At 28.8% G+C, this 17,944-nt stretch carries 15 protein-coding genes; 2 read left to right on the plus strand and 13 right to left on the minus strand.

The features are described 5' to 3' along the window. Positions 1–45: 45 nt before the first annotated feature. From rpoN to NGI68_RS14150, 10 genes are all read right to left on the minus strand, one after another. Complete coding sequence (rpoN, locus tag NGI68_RS14105) at positions 46–1,404, minus strand: RNA polymerase factor sigma-54 (protein WP_251862124.1); 1,359 nt, start codon at positions 1,402–1,404, stop codon at positions 46–48. Positions 1,405–1,508: 104 nt separating this feature from the next. Then, on the minus strand, positions 1,509–2,435 hold the full coding sequence (locus NGI68_RS14110; RefSeq protein ID WP_251862098.1) for an ABC transporter permease: 927 nt from the start codon (positions 2,433–2,435) through the stop codon (positions 1,509–1,511). Beyond that, entirely contained in the window at positions 2,428–3,531 is a 1,104-nt protein-coding gene (locus tag NGI68_RS14115) for an ABC transporter permease (RefSeq protein ID WP_251862099.1), read from the minus strand. The genes NGI68_RS14110 and NGI68_RS14115 overlap by 8 nt, the downstream gene beginning before the upstream one ends. A gap of 1 nt (position 3,532) precedes the next feature. Beyond that, a complete protein-coding gene (locus tag NGI68_RS14120; protein WP_251862100.1) occupies positions 3,533–5,065 on the minus strand; it encodes an ABC transporter ATP-binding protein in 1,533 nt (510 codons plus the stop codon). 186 nt (positions 5,066–5,251) lie between these two features. Then, positions 5,252–6,355, minus strand: a complete 1,104-nt coding sequence (locus NGI68_RS14125) for a BMP family lipoprotein (RefSeq protein ID WP_251862101.1) — start codon at positions 6,353–6,355, stop codon at positions 5,252–5,254. 301 nt (positions 6,356–6,656) lie between these two features. Continuing rightward, the gene (locus tag NGI68_RS14130; protein ID WP_251862102.1) at positions 6,657–7,496 is read right to left on the minus strand and encodes a DegV family protein; all 840 of its coding nucleotides are present in this window, start codon (positions 7,494–7,496) and stop codon (positions 6,657–6,659) included. 12 nt (positions 7,497–7,508) lie between these two features. After that, complete coding sequence (locus NGI68_RS14135) at positions 7,509–7,976, minus strand: tRNA (cytidine(34)-2'-O)-methyltransferase (RefSeq protein WP_251862103.1); 468 nt, start codon at positions 7,974–7,976, stop codon at positions 7,509–7,511. 125 nt (positions 7,977–8,101) lie between these two features. Continuing rightward, positions 8,102–9,109: a spore photoproduct lyase gene (splB, locus tag NGI68_RS14140; RefSeq protein ID WP_251862104.1), complete on the minus strand. Its 1,008-nt coding sequence runs from the start codon at positions 9,107–9,109 to the stop codon at positions 8,102–8,104. A gap of 42 nt (positions 9,110–9,151) precedes the next feature. Continuing rightward, positions 9,152–10,450 (minus strand): VanW family protein, encoded by a 1,299-nt coding sequence (locus tag NGI68_RS14145; RefSeq protein WP_502799397.1) that lies wholly within the window; start codon positions 10,448–10,450, stop codon positions 9,152–9,154. Between the two features lie 211 nt (positions 10,451–10,661). Next, positions 10,662–11,822, minus strand: coding sequence for a VanW family protein (locus NGI68_RS14150; protein WP_502799396.1), 1,161 nt, complete (start codon positions 11,820–11,822; stop codon positions 10,662–10,664). Between the two features lie 128 nt (positions 11,823–11,950). Between NGI68_RS14150 and NGI68_RS14155 the strand changes: the two genes are divergently transcribed. Next, positions 11,951–12,985 carry a M42 family metallopeptidase gene (locus NGI68_RS14155; protein ID WP_251862107.1) on the plus strand — a complete coding sequence of 345 codons (1,035 nt, stop codon included), beginning with the start codon at positions 11,951–11,953 and terminating at the stop codon, positions 12,983–12,985. 129 nt (positions 12,986–13,114) lie between these two features. Beyond that, entirely contained in the window at positions 13,115–14,344 is a 1,230-nt protein-coding gene (locus NGI68_RS14160; protein WP_251862108.1) for a competence/damage-inducible protein A, read from the plus strand. Positions 14,345–15,165: 821 nt separating this feature from the next. On the opposite strand, the gene NGI68_RS14165 is transcribed toward NGI68_RS14160, so the two are convergent. From NGI68_RS14165 to NGI68_RS14175, 3 genes are all read right to left on the minus strand, one after another. Beyond that, the gene (locus tag NGI68_RS14165) at positions 15,166–16,338 is read right to left on the minus strand and encodes an NAD(P)-dependent malic enzyme (protein WP_251862109.1); all 1,173 of its coding nucleotides are present in this window, start codon (positions 16,336–16,338) and stop codon (positions 15,166–15,168) included. Between the two features lie 123 nt (positions 16,339–16,461). Next, a complete protein-coding gene (nth, locus tag NGI68_RS14170) occupies positions 16,462–17,103 on the minus strand; it encodes an endonuclease III (protein ID WP_251862110.1) in 642 nt (213 codons plus the stop codon). Positions 17,104–17,155: 52 nt separating this feature from the next. Then, positions 17,156–17,863 carry a lysophospholipid acyltransferase family protein gene (locus NGI68_RS14175; RefSeq protein WP_251862111.1) on the minus strand — a complete coding sequence of 236 codons (708 nt, stop codon included), beginning with the start codon at positions 17,861–17,863 and terminating at the stop codon, positions 17,156–17,158. Positions 17,864–17,944: the final 81 nt, after the last annotated feature.

Raw genomic sequence — 17,944 nt, forward strand, 5'->3', positions numbered from 1 at the left:
ATATTTTTCAATAAAAAAAAGCATGATAGTGTATAACTCATGCTTTTAAAAACGCTTTCTACATTTTGAAGATTTTATTCCCATATCCTCTCTATATTTTGCCACAGTTCTCCTAGATATCTGTATACCTTTATTGTTTAATATATTGCATATTATTTGATCAGAAATAGGTTTTTTCTTATCTTCTTTATCTATAAGTTCTTTTATTTCTCTTTTTATAAATTCTGCAGAAATATCTTCTCCTGTACTATTAGTAGCAGTTATTCCTGTAGTAAATAAGTCCTTTATAAGTATGGTGCCTCTATTAGTATTTATATATTTATCTCTTATGGCTCTACTTATAGTGGACTCATGCATACCTAAACTATCAGCTATTTCTTTTAATGTCATAGGTCTTAAAAATTTGATTCCAAAATCAAAATAATCCCTTTGTATTTCTAATATTTTTTCTAGTACTCTATGAATTGTAGACTTTCTATTTTCTATACTTTTAATTAAAAAAACAGCACTATTTAATTTTTCTTTCACAAAATCTACTGCATTTTGATCAGTGTCATTTAAAACAATTTCCTTGTATAAATTGTTAACTGTTAATTTAGGCAATAATTCCTCATTCATAATTATATAATACTCATTATCTATTTTTTTTATATATGCATCTGGTACTATATATTTTACTTCGTCACCTGTATAAAATCCCCTTGAAGGTTTAGGTTGAAGGGTCTTTATAACGTCTCCATATTCCTGTGCTTTTTTTATTGATATACCAAGTTTTTTGGATATAACGTTGTATCTGTTTTCTGCCACTAAGTCAAGATAATTGTCTATAATTTCACATATTTCACTATGGCTTATGGACTTCTTTTTTAATTGTATCTTTAGGCATTCCTTTAAATCTCTTGCACCTATACCATCTGGTTCTAAAGATTGAACTATATCTATAGCTTCTCTTATTATATTTAAGGGAACCTTTAACTCTTCAGATATTTCATCCTCTCCTACCGCCAGATACCCTTTATGATCTATATTTTCTATTATATATAAACATATTGATTTCATGTATTTATTTTCATTTAATTCTATTATTTGTTCCTGCAAATACTCTTTTAATGATTTTTTATGAGATATAAAATTAAAGGGTGAGGGTTCCTCTTCTTTACTATATCCACTATAGTCATTTCCGTTATCCTCTAAATGTTTAACTAGTTTTTTATAATTTATGTCATCTATAGTTTTGTCCTCTTTACTGACATTTTGAGAGTCTAAAACAGGATTTTCTTGAATTTCCTTTTCAACATATTGTTGTAACTCATATGTAGACATTTGAAGAAGTTTAATAGATAACTGCATTTGTTGTGTCATTATTAATTTTTGTTCCTGAGTTAAGGATAAACTAAAATTCATACTCATAAATTTCTATATCCCCCCTTTATTTTAATTATATCATAAAAAAAATTCTACTACGACTAAACTTAAATCAAAATAAAAACTTGCCAAATGGCAAGTTTTTATCGCTGACCCTTTTCATAGGGTTCTCCGTCTGCAGCTGGTGGTGTAGTTTTACCTACAAAACCTGCTAATGCCAACATTGTTAGTATATATGGTATACTTGAATAAAACTCTGATGGCAAATTCCAACTAAAACCTTGAGCAAATATTTCAAAGGAACCTCCAAAGGCAAATAATAAACAAGCAAACATAGTTCCAAACGGCTTCCAATTGCCAAATATCATAGCTGCTAAAGCAATGAATCCACGTCCTGCAACCATTCCTTCTCTATAGACAGGAGTTATTCCTATTAATGCTGCTCCACCCAGTCCTGCTAAAGCACCTGATAATATAACGCATAAATATCTAACTTTATAAACATTTATTCCTAAAGTATCTGCAGCTTTAGGATGCTCTCCCACAGCCCTAATTCTTAATCCAACTGGTGTTTTAAATAAAACATAATGAGCTATGAAAACAAGTATCAAAGCTATAATAACAAACCAATTTATTCCTGATAATATAGGTCCTATTACAGGTATTGATTTTACTGAAGATGGTACATTATAAGCTAATGCTTTAACTATATCTGTTTGACCACCCTTTTTAAAAATTTTGAAAATCAAAAAGCTAGCTAATGCAGATGCAAACAAGTTTATGGCTGTACCTGATATGACTTGATCTGCTTTTAAAGATATACTCAAAAATGCATGTAATAACCCAATCAAAGCTCCTGCTATTATTGCAAACAAGATACCTACTAGGGCACTTCCTGTTATATATGTACCAAATACCGAAAAGAAGGCTCCCATAACCATCATACCTTCTAATCCTATATTAACTACACCAGATCTTTCTGAAAATACTCCTCCAATACCTGCAAAAACTAAAGGTGTAGCTGTTCTTAATGTAGCTGTTAATAACCCTATTATGATTACACTATCCATTGATTAACACCTTCCTATTCTTTTTCTCTGAGAAATATTTTACTATATAATCAGTTGCGACAAATATTATTATTATGGATTGAATAAGATATACTATTTGTTTAGGTATTCCATTAAGTTGTAACATTTTTGAACTACTATTTAACGCTCCAAATAACACAGCAGAGGCTATACATCCTATAGGATTATTCTTTGCAAGCAATGCAACTGCTATACCATCAAATCCAAATCCCGGCAATGCCATCATATCTTGGGCTTGATGCATAACACCAGCTACATGAGTAGCTCCACCTATGCCTGCTATAGCTCCTGATAACACCATAGCTAAAATTGTATTTTTAGCTATATTAATTCCACCATACTCAGCTCCAGATGGATTAAATCCAACTGCTCTTATTTCATATCCTACAGTTGTCTTCCATAAAAGCCAATATATAAATATAGCAAAAACTATTCCTATTATTAAACTTATACTTGCTCTACTAAGATTACTAAATCTTAACAATTGAGCACTCTTTTGAATTATAGGTGTACTAGCTGAACTTTTAACAGCAAATCTAGATCTTAATATTATATAATTTGCTAAATATAAACCTAAATAATTCATCATTATTGTATTTATAACTTCATTTGTTCCTATTTTAGCTTTTAAATATCCTGGTATTCCTGCCCAAATAGAACCTGCTACTATTCCACCTAATATTATTAATATTGCATGAACAACTGGATTTAAACCTGGAATAAGTCCTAGTATTGCTGCTGATATCATTCCTACTATAAATTGTCCTTCTACCCCTATATTAAATAGTCCGCATCTAAAAGCTATAGCATTAGCTACACCTGTAAATATTAAAGGTGTAACATATATCATTGTTTCAAGAGTTTTTCTCTTATCTCCAAAGCTTCCTTCCCATATAGTTTTAAAAAGATCACTAAAAGCTGAAAAATATTGTGTTATTGAGTAACCTTTCGCCCACATAACAAAGAAAACAGATACAAATATAGAAATTATAATTGCACCAAAAGGGAACGCTAAGGATTTAAAAACGTTTACCAAATTATTTTCAATCTTACTTTTTTTTACATTTTCACTCACTTTATTCCACCTCTTTACTAGTATCTTCCAACGAGCCACCGGCCATTAATACTCCCAATTTTTGCTCTGTTGCATCTTTTCTATCCAATACTTTTATTATGGCACCATCATACATAACGGCAATTTTATCGGATAATGATAATATTTCATCCAATTCTAATGAAACTAAAAGAACCGCTTTCCCATTATCTCTTTCTGATACTAATCTTCTGTGAATATATTCTATAGCACCAACATCTAATCCTCTGGTAGGTTGGGATGCTATTAGTAATTTTGGATCCTTAGATATTTCTCTAGCAGCTATAAGTTTTTGTTGGTTACCTCCAGATAATGCAGATGCATTAACTTCATCATTTGGAGTTCTTACATCAAATTCTTCTATAAGTTCATTACAATGCTTTCTTATAGCCTTATAATCCATAACTATGCCTTTACTAAAAGGTGCCTTATGATGTTTCCCTAAGACAGCATTTTCATAAAGTGAATATTTAAGTATTAATCCCCTCTTATGTCTATCTTCAGGAATATGCCCTACCCCTTTATCTATTATTTGTCTTGAGGATTTATTAACTATCTCTTCTTCGTTAAGTTTTATACTTCCACTTTCCGCTTTTCTAAGGCCTGTTACAACTTCTATAAATTCACTTTGTCCATTACCATCTACCCCAGCTAATCCAATAATTTCTCCTGATCTTACAGAAAGATTAACTCCTTTTAATACATTAACTCCTCTTTTATCCTTAGCTTTAAGATCTTCTACCTTTAAAACTTCTTTACCCAGTTTTTGAGATTTCTTATCCATTTCAAGACTAACTTTTCTACCTACCATAAGTTCTGCCAATTCATCTATATTTGTTTCTTTTGTATTAACAGTACCGGTAACTTTACCCCTTCTTATTATAGTAACTCTATCACTCATTTTCATAACTTCTTTTAATTTATGAGTTATAAGAATAATAGACTTTCCTTGTTTTTTTAGGTTGTCTATAATCAATCCTAATTCATCAATCTCCTGAGGTGTTAAAACTGCTGTAGGCTCGTCCAATATCAATATTTCAGCACCTCTATATAAAGCTTTCAATATTTCAACCTTTTGTTGCTGTCCTACTGATATATCTTCTATAATGGCATTCGGATCTATAGAAAATCCGTACTTATTTGATATTTCTTCTACATCTTTTATTGCCTTATTTATATCTATCTTAAGCCCTTTTCTAGGTTCTGTTCCAAGTACTATATTCTCTGCTATAGTAAAATTATGTACTAGCATAAAATGTTGGTGAACCATTCCTATTCCTTGTTTAATAGCATCATTAGGGCCTAATATTTTAGCTTCCCTACCATTGACAAATATTTCACCTTTTTCTGGTTGATACAGTCCATACAATACATTCATAAGGGTTGTTTTGCCCGCACCATTTTCACCTAATAATACATGGGTCTCACTTTTATTCAAGTCAAAGTTAACATTATCATTGGCTACAGTTCCGGGAAAAACTTTGGTTATGCCCTTCATCTCAATTACTTTTTCCATGCGCTTATTCTAGTCACAAGTCTTTATACTTCTGGGACTAGATGCCTCCCTCCATGCATTTTTTTAATATTTACAAGTTTTCAAACATTTCTTAATAAAATTATAATATATCTGGTTTATAAAAGCTAGATGTATTTAACATCTAGCTTTTATTAACATTTATATTCCCTAATTTTTTTCAATTAACTACTTTACTTCTGTTGGAGTAAAGTTAACTAACTCTGCTCTTGTAGCTGGAACTTTTATCTTATCTTCTTTTATAGCCTTTTTATATTTTTCTACTACATCTAAAACATCTTTTTTAGTGTTTTTATTAGATGTAGGAGCTATATCTACACCATCTTGTTTTAATCCTAATTCTATATGGTTTCCACCTTTAAATTTACCATCTACAACTTCTTTTGTTGCATTGAAAGTAGCAACGTCAACTCTCTTTATCATACTTGATAGTATTATATCAGCATATTCACTTAACTCAACTGCTTGGTCTCTATCAACACCTATTGCCCATACTTTTTTATCAGACTTATTTAACTCTTTTGCTGCTTTAAATAATCCTATTCCAACTCCACCAGCCGCATGATATACAACATCACAACCAGCACCATATAATGACTTCCCTAATTCATATCCTTTATTTGTATCTCCAAAACTATCTGCATATTTTACCATTGGGCCTGGTTTATCCTTTGATCCTATTAAGCCTTTTGCTGCTTCTGGATTAACTGATTTAACACCAGCTATAAAACCCACTTCAAACTTGTTTATAGGAGCAGAATCCTTACCACCTATAAATCCAACTTTATTTGTTTTTGTCATTTTACCTGCTATAACACCCATTAAGAAAGAACCTTCTTGGTCCTTAAATGTTAAACATTGAACATTAGGTAAATTTACCTTATCACTATCAACTATAGCAAAATTTTTATCAGCATACTTTTTAGCAACATTTGTCATAGCTTGTTCCATTTGATATCCTACACCAAATGTTAAGCTTGATCCATCATTTACTAAAGCTTCTAGATTTGATTCATAGTCTTCTTTTTGTTTAGATTCTATTGGTTTATAATCTACCTTAAGTTCTTTTTGTGCTTTTTTAACTCCTGCATCTGCAGCCTGGTTAAATGATTTATCATTTAATCCTCCCTCATCTGTAGAAAGTCCTATTTTTACTTTCTCTTTCTTATCAGCTGGTTCTCCTGCAGAACTATCCTTACTACCGCAACCAGCTAATAATGAAATTGTCATAACTGCAGTAGCTAATAGAGCTATTATCTTTTTCTTCTTCATTAAATTCCCTCCTATGATTATAATTGTTAATTTTCTAAATAATTAATGAATTCTACAAAGAATGAATTCTACAAACACTTTATTTTCCCTTCTTTTTTAATGCAATATATAAAATTTTATTAATGTTTTGTTAATTTAATCTATTTATTTTACATTTATTAATTATAGTTAGCATATATAATAAATTTTACATTTTGTAACAATAGCTAGTTATACTTATGAATTACTTTAGAAAACGTATACATACTATCTATATTATAAGCTATATTCTTATAACCAGAATATAGCTTATACACTTTTATTAATAATCTTCTATAAAGAATATACCACAAGCTCCAGGTCCAGCATAAATTCCTACTACACATCCCACCATACATTCTATAAAGTCAGTTTTCTCTTCATTAAGATTATCTCTTAACGTTCCTAATATATCTTTATTTTGTACATGTAGTAAAATACAAGGTTCTCCTTGCTTTAAACCTAGCTTGTGTATGTATTGAAATACAGCTCTTATAGCTTTCTTACTACCTCTAACCTTATCTTTAACTACCATTTCACCATTTTCTACAGCTAATATTGGTTTTATCCCTAATACATTTCCTATAAAACCTGCAGTTTTTGAAAGCCTTCCCCCTTTTACTAAATAATCTAAAGTTTCGAAGGCTAGTACACTTTTAATGTGTGGTATAGTTTCTTTTACACCCTTTACTATTTCATCCATAGAGAGACCTTCATCTCTTAATTTACAAGCCTTAATGACTAAAAGTCCCAATCCCGATGTTACATTATTACTATCTATAACCGTAATTTTATCACTATTTAGCATATCTTTTGCTAACCATGCTGATTGATAAGTACCACTCATTTTAGATGATATATGTATAGAGAGTATATTATATCCTTGATCTATATATTCCTTATAATGTTCATAAAATCTTTGAGGATTTATCTGAGAAGTTTGGGGAAATATATTTTCCTTTTCTATTTTAGTAAACAGCTGCTGTAAATTTATATCTACACCATCTTTATAAATCTTGTCTCCAAAACTCACAAACAAAGGTATTACTTCTATATCATATTTTTCTATTATTTCAATAGGTAAATCAGCTGTACTATCTGTTATAATTTTTATCTTCTCCATGCTAAAATCCTCCTATTTCATATCTGGGAACCCAACTTGTCTTAAAACTTCATATGTAACTATAGCTACAGTATTAGACAGATTTAAGGACCTAGTAGTTGTATTAATCATAGGAACTCTTATACATTTACTAGGATCACTATCTCTTATTTCATCAGGCAATCCTGAAGATTCTCTTCCAAAAACAATAAAGTCTCCGTGTTTATATTTAACATCTGTATAAAAATTATTACCATGAGTAGTTGAAAAATAGAAATTTGAATCTTTATATTTTTCTCTTAGCTCATGGTAAGATTCATATATAGATAAATCCAAATATGGCCAATAGTCCAATCCTGCTCTTCTTAAATGCTTCTCATCTAAACTAAATCCTAGAGGCTTTATTAAATGCAATTTAGAATTTGTAAGCACACAAGTTCTTGCTATATTACCAGTATTTTGTGGTATCTCTGGTTGAAATAATACTATATTTAAACTCAAAATATTTCCTCCCATTTTTATAATATATATTTAAACTAATAAGTATAAAACAGATATCATAATAACTATATTACTCCATTATAAAGTTTTAGTAAAGAATAAAGAATTAACAATATGTTAATTCTCTATATAATGTAATTTATACTATCTTTGGAAAATAGCCCTGTTATATTCTCTTTAAAAAAGCTTTTAATGCTATCTAGATCTTCATCCTTATATATATATTTACCATATCCAAATTGCCCATATTTAAACTTTCTATTTTCTTCTTCCATAGGTAGATTTGTATTTGAAAATACACTTAATATATTCTCTTTAGCTCTTTTTGTAAATCTGTGAGATATTACTTCAAATTCTACTGGAACACCTTTAAACATAATACTTATATTTTTCAATAACTCTAAATAATCCTTTTGCCATCCTTCATAAATAAATACTGGTGCTATAATAAATCCCAAACTATATCCAGCTCTAGCTATTTTATGAGCAGCCTGAAGCCTATCTAAAACTATTGGAGTTCTATGTTCAAATTTTTTTATTACATTATCTGTATTAATGCTAAACCTAATAGTAGTATTTTTATTATGATTTAAATCAATTAAACTATCTACATCTGTAAATTTAGTTACAAATCTAAATTTCATATTATCCTTTTTACCAAAAAACTCGATAGCATCCCTTAAAGAATGGCTATAAGGTTCTACAGGAATAGGGTCCGATGTAGCCGCTCCTTCAAAAATTGTAAACTGAGGTAATCTTTCTTTAGAATATTTCTCAGCTTTACTCAATATTTCTTCTATGTTTACATACAATTTAGTATAAGGTCGTTTACCCATTTGAGTATTTAAATAACAATATTCGCACATACCCATGCATCCGCTTACTAAAGGTAGTTGGTAATGAGCTGATGGTTTGCAACTTTGAAAATTTAATGATTTTCTTACACCTACCACTAATATGTTCTTACCATGAACATACATTTCATTTGGAGTTTTTTCTCCTCCACTCATTACTCTTCCTGTCTTTGAATATTTTATTTCTATATTTTTATCTTTTAATTCTTTTAACATTTCTTTTCCTTTATCATATTCCAAAGCTTTTTCTTCAAATATCACTGTTTGGGGAACAAACATACTATCACCTCTTAATGGTAGTATGTTCATTTATAATATAATTTATTTTCTGGTGCCCCTTTTTATAACCTTATGAACAGGTTTATAAAAATCAGTATATAATACTTCTTTTTTTTCAACGCTACCATTTTCTACAGTGCTTCTATAAACTTTAACTTTGTATCCTGTACGTGGCTCTTGTACTATTTGAGTTTTACCTAATGGCATATTTCCATCATCAATATAATTTTCTTTAGGTTTCACAGTTTCATATATTTCAGAGCTTATATTGTAGGTTTTGTTTTTTAACTCCTTATTAGAATATATATTAAAAATTACATTTGATCCATCTGTTATGCCTTCTATATATATTGGATAGGTTAGTGTATTTTTAAACTTATAATCTAAATTTCCGTAATCTATGGTAGCGTCCATTCCTATAGGAACATAAGATGCTGGAAATGTATGTGCCGTTCTTTCTGTAGAATTTATATTTGCCCTTAGCATAGCATTATATAATGTGCTAGATACCTGGCAAATACCTCCCCCTAGTCCCGCTTCAACTTTATTTCCAACAATAACTGGTGCTCCTTGGTAACCCCTACTTGCTGTCCTTGGACCTACAATATCATTAAAACTAAAAATTTTCCCTGGCATTATTACAGTTCCGTTAATAGACTTTGTTGATATTACTATATTATTGGCTCTTTGTGATGAAGAGATAGATCCATAATTAGTTGTATATGATGATATAGTGGAATTTATAGTTTCTAAATGTTTTTTTGTTATTTCAGCTTCCAAAATGCTAAGTGGAGCTTGTTCATTTATATCCTCTAAGCTTTTACCGCCCATCTTAGAATATAGTATTTTCTTCAACTTATCTTTTTCTAGTTTCAGTCCATCTTGTTCATCAATTATAGATATGGAACCTTTATCTATAATTATTTCAGCATTTTTAGATTCCTCATTTATATCTTTTTCTATAGAATCTATAAATTCATTTAAAACTTTTTTATCATAATAAAATTTTAACAAATAATTTCTAACATTTTTAAATTTAATTATTCTATATTTACTCAATATATTTAAGTTTTTTCCATAACTATAGGCATTATTTATAGTATCTTCTACATTATATCTAGGATTCAGCTTAGCATATGATAAATTATAACTTTTATCATCCCAAATTATATTTATATTCTTCTTAAGTATGTGTTTTGAATATTTATCTTCTATTATGCTTTTAGCTTCATTTTTAGTTTTTCCCGTTAAATCTATGCCTTGTACGAATACTCCTGGATAAATTAATCCATTAAATTTAGTCACTTCTATATAAACATGATAAAATATTCCACATAGCATTAACGTTAATAATAAAATAAAAATTAATATTTTTTTATTCTTCACCAAAAACCACCTCATTAATTAATATTAAAATTCTGTTATAAAATACATAATTTCAAATAAAAACTCCTTATATTTTATTATTTCTAATATTAATTATTGATTAATATGCATAAAAAGAAGATATCTTAAAATATAATTTTTATATTTTATTAATTTATCATTGTTATTATTTTGAATAAAGATTAAAAATAACATTGCCATTACTTGTATATGATTCTATATAAACAGGGCTTTCTAAAGTATTTTTAAACTTATAATCTATATTTCCATAATCTACAGTAGCATCCATACCTTGTGGTACATAATGTACTGCTTTAGTGTGATGAGATCTCTCTACAGATTCTAAATTACAATTTGCTACAGCATTAAATAAAGTTGAAGAAACTTGGCATACACCTCCACCTAGTCCATTTTCTATCTTTTCACCTACTATAATTGGTGCTGCTTGATATCCTTTTTCCGCGGTTCTTCTACCTACAACTTTATTAAAACTAAATACATCTCCTGGTAATAATATTTTCCCATTTATAGAACTTGCAGACATCTCGATATTATTTGCTCTTTGGCATGAAGATATAGATCCATAATGACTTGAATAAGATCCTATCATTCTACCTACTCCTTGTAGCTTGTCTGCTGTAATTCTAGGCTGAATGGTTTTCATTACAGCTTTTTCTATTATATTATTAGACACATGTCCGTCTATTTTTGAAGTTAATTCTTTTTTTAATATATCTATATCTAATTTTTCTCCATTTCTATGAGATATAACATTAAATGCTCCACCATTTGCATCTAATGAGGCATCCACAGGATTTATATTTACATCCTTTTGTATTTTTTCAACAAATGAGTCTATTACCTTCTTGTCATATTTGAAATCTACAAAATAATTTTTAGATGTTTTATTTTTTATTAAACTATATCTTTTAAATATTATTAAATTTTTCCCATAAGCTTCTGCCTCTTTTAATACATTTTCTAGATTATTTACAGGTTTTAAATCAGAATATTTTAATGTATAAGTCTTATCTTTTGCCTTTACATTAATAGTTCTACTTAATAACTTATTCCAGTAATTTTCCTTTACTATATGTTTTGCTTCTTCTTTGCTCTTGCCAGATAAATCTATACCTTCTATAGAAACCCCTGGATAAATTAAGTTATTATAAGACTTTATGTTATTATATTGATATGTTATGAAAGCTGATAAAATCATCAATAACATCGCAGATAGACTCATTAGTATTATCTTCATTTGTTTAGATTTTTTTCTTAATTTACTTCTTCTTGAATTAACCAAATAAATCACCTCTCTCAAAGTCATAAATATTATACTACAAAAGGTATAAATTTCCTATTGATTAATAGTTATTTTCTCTGAATATTTTAAAACTTGAAATTTTAGTATATACTTGAAAGTAATAAAATTATATTTTTAGGGAGTGTTCGTATATGGATTATCATAAAAAACTTATATTAAATTATTTAAAAAATGTATTAACTATCCCAAGTCCAACAGGTTTTACTAATCATATAGCAAACTATCTAAAAAAAGAACTAGATACAATTGGCATAAAGTACACCATAACAAATAAAGGTTCCATAATAGTTACTTTAGAAGGAGAAAATAAAAGCTTTGAGCGAACTTTATCTGCCCATATGGATACCTTAGGTGCTATGGTTAAATCCATAAATGATATTGGAACATTATCTATAGTTCCAATAGGCGGATTTATGATGAATTCTATTGAAGGTGAAAATTGTAGAATTCATACACTAAATGATGAAGTTTATTCAGGCACAATACAAACTACAAAGCCTTCAGTTCATGTTCATGGAAAAGAATCTTATGATTTAAAACGTTCTCCAGAAAACATGGAAATAATATTGGATGAAAAAATATCTTGTAAAAAAGATGTAGAAAAATTGAATATAAATATAGGAGATTTTGTTTCCTTTGATACAAGAAATATCTTTACTGAAAATGGCTTTATAAAAAGTAGACATTTAGATGATAAAGCATCTTTAGCTATTCTTCTTTATGCCATAAAATATATTCATGTAAATAACTTACCATTATCTTGTACTACTAATTTCTTATTTAGTAACTATGAAGAAGTAGGTCATGGAGCTAGTTATATACCAAAAAATACTAAAGAATTCATTGCTGTGGATATGGGAGCCCCTGGTGAAAATCAAAATTCTTCTGAGTTTAGTGTATGCATATGTGCAAAAGATTCTACTGGTCCATATGATCTAGACTTTAGAAAAAAATTAATTAATGTATGCAAAACTAGCAATATACCTTATAAAATAGATATATATCCTTCTTACGGTTCTGATGCAAGCGCTGCTCTAAAAGCAGGTTTTGACATAAAAACTGCATTAATAGGTCCTGGAGTATACGCATCTCATGCCTATGAAAGAACTCACATGGATTCAATATTAGCCACTCTAGACCTAATAATAAAATACTCTGTATCTTAATATTTAATTTTCCTTTTAAATTATGAGTTTTTAATCGTTATAAAAATGCTCTAATCTAATGTATTTTATTAATATAGAAAATATGTACTAAAAGAATTAACTAATATATTTAAGGAAGGTGCTAAAGTTATGAAAGCAGAAATACTTTGTGTAGGAACTGAATTGCTATTAGGTGATATTGTTAATACCAATGCCCAATACATATCTAAAGAACTAGCCAATATGGGAATAGAAGTTTATCATCATTCTGTAATTGGTGATAATGAAACTAGATTATTAAAAGAGCTTGAAAGAGCCTTCCATTATTGTGATTTAGTTATAACTACTGGAGGGTTAGGACCTACTAAAGATGATTTAACTAAAGAAACTGTAGCTAAATTTTTTAAAGAAGATTTAATACTCCATGAAGAATCTTTAAAACAAATAGAAAAAAGACTATCCTGTTTTAATAAATCAATAACAGAAAGTAATAAAAAGCAGGCATATTTTCCTAGACATTGTGAAATATTAGAAAACCCTAATGGAACTGCCCCAGGATTTATAATAGAAAAAAATAATAAAACAGCTATAATACTACCTGGACCTCCTTATGAAATGCAACCTATGTTTGAAAATAAAGTAGTGCCTTATTTAGGTAAACTAACAAACTCAATTATAAAATCTAAAGTTTTAAGAATAACAGGCTTAGGTGAAAGCGATGTAGCAGATCTAATAAACCATATTATAGAAAATCAAACCAATCCAACCGTAGCTCCCTATGCCAAACGGGGAGAAACTACGTTAAGAATCACAGCTAAGGCTGATAATAAAGAAGAAGCTTTAAAATTAATAGCTCCTGTAGAGGAAAAAATAAGAAATATACTAGGTAATAACATATATGGCTCTGGCCAAACTCTACTAGAAGAAGTAGTGGCAAATATCCTTGTAAAAAGGAATTTAACTATAGCTACTGCAGAATCTTGTACTGGTGGTTTATTAGCAGGAAAACTTATAAACTTTCCTGGCATATCCTCTGTATTTTTAGAAGGGGCTATAACTTATAGCAATGAATCTAAAATAAATAGATTAAATGTAAAAAAAGAAACTTTAGAAAAATATACAGCTGTAAGTAAAGAAGTTGCCCTAGAAATGGCTGAAGGGATAGCAAAATCTGCAGGTACGAATATAGGAATCTCTACTACTGGAGTAGCAGGTCCTGGTGGTGGAACTTATGATAAACCTATAGGATTAGTTTACATAGGCCTTTATATAAACGGAGAAACCTTTGTTAAAAAATTAAATTATTCTGGTAATAGGCAGTTTATAAGAGAGCTAACTGTAACTAGAGCATTGGATTTCTTAAGAAGAAACTTAATATAAGAAATTTGCGACGTAACAGACTTTAAATCATTAAAATTAAAACAAGAAATACTTTTAGTCAATAGATGGCTATAAAAATAAAGAATACTAATATTTTTATCCTAAGATTTAAGCTAACGACCTAATGCCACTTCCTGTGGCAACTAGTCCTAAGTAAACATCCTGTTTACTTTACCCTTAAATCTTAGTTTACAATAAAGTATTCTAATTATTTTTCTAGATATCTATTTTCCTTAAAACTATTCCTTGTTTTAATCCCTTTAAAGGCTGTTATATAATTTTTCAGTTTCATATAAATATTTTAAATTTAAATATAAAACAATTGGTGTTATCCAGGAAATTAATCATACGAATTTTCATTGCTAGCGTATAAATATTTAGTATAAAAATTAACATATGTAAATTTTATGAATGATATACTTACTCCGCATGCTACGCATGAATTTTCTAACGAAAATTTTTTAAAAGCCCTTTCTTTTAATGATAAAAATAATTGTAGATTTTACGTAACAAAGAGGAGTAAAATCCTCCTTTTGTACTTGCTATTCAACAGAAAATTACGTTTAAATAGTTATACTATCTTTCCTTAGATTAAAAAATTGAGATATGTGGTGTAAAAGGCATTTAAACAAAATTAGAGATCCTTGTTTGTTTTTCAAAAATATATGTATATTCCAAATTATTGTTTGAGCGTTCAGCGAGTTATGATTTGGAATCATATATTTTAAGAAAAAACAAATTAGAATCTCTTATGGTCGTGAGTTGACTTTTTAACCACATATCCCTTTTTTAAATCACGGATAGTATAAAACTCTTTTAAGTTACAATTTTGATAACCCCATTTTTAAAGCTACTTTTTTTACTTCCTCTGCCACAACTTCTGCTACTCTTTTATCAAAGGCTCCTGGTATTATATATTCTTCATTTAATTCATCTTCTTGTATTAAAGAAGCTATAGCTTTAGATGCTGCTAATTTCATATCCTCATTTATAACTTTAGATCTTATATCTAATGCTCCTCTAAATATTCCTGGAAATACTAATACATTATTTATTTGATTTGGGAAATCAGATCGTCCTGTAGCCACTACTCTAGCCCCTGCTTTTTTTGCCTTATCTGGCATTATTTCTGGAGTTGGGTTTGCCATAGCAAATACTATAGAATCTTTATTCATAGATGCTACCATTTCTTCTGTTAGTATATTTGGAGCTGATACACCTATAAATACATCTTTACCCTTTATTACATCTTTTAATGTTCCTTTTTCATTTTCTTTATTTGTTACTTCTGCTATTAACTTTTGTGCTTCATTTAAATTATTATTACCTTTTACTAATGAACCTTCTTTATCACACATTATTATATTCTTAGCTCCTGCTTCTAATAATAATTTACATATAGATATTCCTGCAGAACCAGCACCATTTATAACTATTTTTGCTTCTTCTAATTTTTTTCCTATAAGTTTTAAAGCATTATATATTCCTGCTAAAACCACTATTGCTGTACCATGTTGATCATCATGAAATACTGGTATATCTAACTGTTCTTTTAATTTTTTCTCTATATAAAAACATTCTGGTGCTTTTATGTCCTCTAAATTTATTCCTCCAAATCCTGGAGCTATAAGTTTAACTGTTTTTATAATTTCTTCAGGGTCTTTACTATCTATACAAATTGGAAATGAATCTATATCTGCAAATTCCTTAAATAAAAGAGCTTTTCCTTCCATAACAGGCAATCCTGCATAAGGTCCTATGTCTCCTAATCCTAAAACTGCTGTACCATTAGTTACTACAGCCACTGTATTTCCTTTCATGGTGTATTCGTAAACTAAAGATCTATCCTGACTTATTTTTACACATGGTTCTGCAACTCCTGGTGTATATGCTATAGATAAATCTTCTTTATTTTTAACTTGTATTTTCCCTTCTATAGACAACTTACCTTTGAATTTTTTATGTACCATTAGTGATTTTTCTTTAACATCCATACTATTTCCCCTTCCTTACTTATGAACATATTATTTAAGAACTTATCCACATGTGGATATATTTAATATGAAAACCATCTTAAATATATAAGATGATTTTCTACTATAAGTAAACTCTTATATTTAAGATGGCTTAACTTCTTCATTATAATATTTACAATATTTTTTTATAGTACATTCTTCGCATTTAGGTTTTCTTGCTATACAACATCTTCTTCCATGAAATATCAAAACATGGTGCATTAATATCCATAAATCCTTTGGTATAACTTGCTGTAGCTGTTCTTCTGTTTTTAACACATTACTAGCTTGTGCTAATCCTATCCTATTTGAAACTCTAAACACATGTGTATCTACTGCTATGGTTGGCACCTTAAAAGCATTTGCTAAAACCACATTAGCAGTTTTTCTGCCTACTCCTGGTAATGAAGTTAGATGGTCAAAATCACTGGGAACTTCACTTTTAAATTTTTCTTCTAACTCTTTACAAAGTGATAATATATTCTTAGATTTATTTCTATATAACCCTATTTTTTTAATTTTTTCCTCTAATTCTTCCCTTGTCAACTTTAAAAAGTCCTTAGGAGTAGCACATTCCTTAAATAAAACTTTTGTTACTTCATTTACTTTTTTATCTGTGGTTTGAGCAGATAATACTGTAGCTATCAAAAGTTCAAAGGGATTTCTATGTTCTAATTCACAATTAGCATCAGGATATGTGTTTATTAATATGTCTATAACATCTTTAATTTCATGATTATCCAATTGAAATTCACTCCCATAATTTTTCTTCTATATAAAGATCGGTTTATTAGATTTAATCTTTCTTATGGTATATTCCTCTATATTCTTCTGGTATTAATTTGGCTATTTGACACATAAGATAATCCATAAGCCTATCCTCGTACTCATGCTTTGATTCATCTTTATCCTTTTTAGGTAATTCTACTGGTTTACCTATATTTACTGTTACTTCAGCATATTGAAAACTCTCTAAAGTCATATCTTTATCATTTATAGGTAAAAGTTTTTCTGTTCCGCTAAGTCCTAAAGGTATTATAGCAGCCTTACTTAATTTTTGTATTAAAATTACACCTTTTTTAGGTTCCATTAATTTTGCATTTCTGCTTCTAGTACCTTCTGGGAATATTAAAATATTATTTCCTGCTTTTAAAGTTTTTACTATTGTATATATAGCCTCTTTATCTGCAGTATTTGGCTTTATTGGTATAGTCTTTGTTATTTCTAATCCAAGTTTTGTTAAAGAATTATCTTTAAGTTTAACTCCTGCTATAAAAGTTACATCTTTGTCTTTTAATACTTTATTTATAATTAAAGCATCAGAATTACTTAAATGATTAGAAATAAAAATAATTGGTTTTTCTATATTTTCTAAATTTTCTTTACCTTTTATGGTCAATTTAGCATATTTTTTTATATAACTATCTAATATTTTTTTTGATAAAAATCTTACAAGACTTTTAGGCATACATCCTATTATTTTTGTCATTGTAGGAGAAATCATACACAACACCTCTCAAAGCTCCTAATTTGTCATATTACTAACAATTGTAAAACACCTGGATTTACCAAAGTAAAATTCAGA

It is taken from the genome of Clostridium sp. Marseille-Q2269, assembly GCF_943736985.1.
In the GTDB taxonomy this organism is placed as follows: Bacteria; Bacillota; Clostridia; order Clostridiales; family Clostridiaceae; genus Clostridium_F.